At 59.9% G+C, this 1,432-nt stretch carries 1 protein-coding gene and 1 pseudogene; one reads left to right on the forward strand and one right to left on the reverse strand.

What is annotated here, in order from left to right; all coding sequences use genetic code 11:
* The first annotated feature begins 451 nt into the window (after positions 1-451).
* Positions 452-1,204: an RAD55 family ATPase gene (locus tag ACP99_RS18695; RefSeq protein ID WP_049988030.1), complete on the forward strand. Its 753-nt coding sequence runs from the start codon at positions 452-454 to the stop codon at positions 1,202-1,204.
* A gap of 124 nt (positions 1,205-1,328) precedes the next feature.
* Here the strand turns inward: ACP99_RS18695 and ACP99_RS20280 are convergent.
* Positions 1,329-1,432, reverse strand: a pseudogene (locus ACP99_RS20280) (flagellin); the annotation flags it as partial.

Below are 1,432 nucleotides of genomic sequence, written 5' to 3' on the forward strand. Positions count from 1 at the left end.
CCCGCCCATCTCGTCGTCGAAGTCGTCGAGATCCTCGTCGAAGCCGAGCCCGTCGGTCGCGACAGTGTCCGATTCCTCCTCGGAGTCGCCGTCCATCCAGTCCATCACACCCATCTGTCGCTCCCCCTGTTCCGATCGAGACGCTCTCTCGCCCCGTTCAGTCGACGAGTGGGATCGCGGCCTCCCGCGGGCGATCCCGAACGCGTGATCCGACCGGTCCGGTAGCCCGGTCTCGGTGGAACAGGTGTCATTAGCTACTGTGATCCGGCATCGATACAAGAAGGTTCCCACCAAATTATCGCTCGTGATAGAACCCTTGCACCACTGGCAGGTCCCAACGGACCGAGCGACCTCCGCTCGCCGCCGTTCGAGGGGGTCGTCGACGGTGGGATAGAATTATCCGCGTGCGGGACCGACTCGATTCCAACACTCACTGGAAGTGATCTCACGTATGCCAGAATTCGTCAAAACCGGCGTCGAAGGCCTCGATTCGATCCTCAACGGCGGCATCGTTGAGAACGCCGCGGTGCTCGTAAGCGGTAACCCCGGGACCGGAAAGAGCATCTTCGGACTGCAGTATCTCTACAACGGCGTCGATCAGTTCGACGAGGGTGGAATCTACCTCACCTTCGAGGAGACGAAAGACGACATCAGCCAAGCGGCCCAATCGATCGGCTTCGACAAGTGGGACGACTTCGTCGACGACGGTCGGATCAAGGTGTACGACAAGCGAACCCTGCTTCGGAGCGGCGACTTCTCCTCCACGCTGGATACGATCCTCGAAGACCTCCAAGACACCCAGTACGACCGACTCGTCCTCGACTCGCTGACGATGTTCCAGCTCTTCTTCGAGGACGAAAAGGAGCAGCGTCAGTACCTCCTGAAGTTCATCGACATCCTGAAAGACAGCGGTCTCACCTCGATTCTGACGATGGAGCAGTCGGCGGTGTTCCCCGAGACGGAGATCGGGCTGGAGAACTTCCTCACCGACGGCAACATCTACCTCATTCAATCGCCCGCCGGGTCGACGTCGAACCGCTACATCTGGGTCGCGAAGATGCGAAAGCAACCGATCAAGAACTCGATGTTCCCCTTAGAGATCGACGACGGGGGCATCAAGGTGTTCGAACAGGCGGCCGGGTTCTCGATGGTCGGCGAGTCTGCACCGTGGTTCGCCGACGAGGACGGCGGCGGCCTCGAATAGTCGGGTCGACGTTTCGTTCTTCTCACCTCCTATTGGCGGTAACTGTGTGCCCCGAGCTATCGCTCAGAAGTGTCGAAAGAACGGAAAATCTCGTTTCGTCGCAGTACGGAGCTGCGGCCGACGATCAGAGCTTGACGGGTTCGCCGGTGTCCTTACCGGCGAGTTGCTGGGGCATCGTCAGGATGACCTGCGTCGTGCCGCCGGTCTGGCTCGTGATGTCCAGTTGGA

It is taken from the genome of Halobellus rufus, from assembly GCF_000739575.1.
Classification (GTDB): Archaea; Halobacteriota; Halobacteria; order Halobacteriales; family Haloferacaceae; genus Haloquadratum; species Haloquadratum rufum.

What these genes read in the sequence shown, in the direction of transcription:
- ACP99_RS18695 (WP_049988030.1), top strand. Translation starts at nt 452, where the DNA reads ATGCCAGAATTCGTCAAAACCGGCGTCGAAGGCCTCGATTCGATCCTC.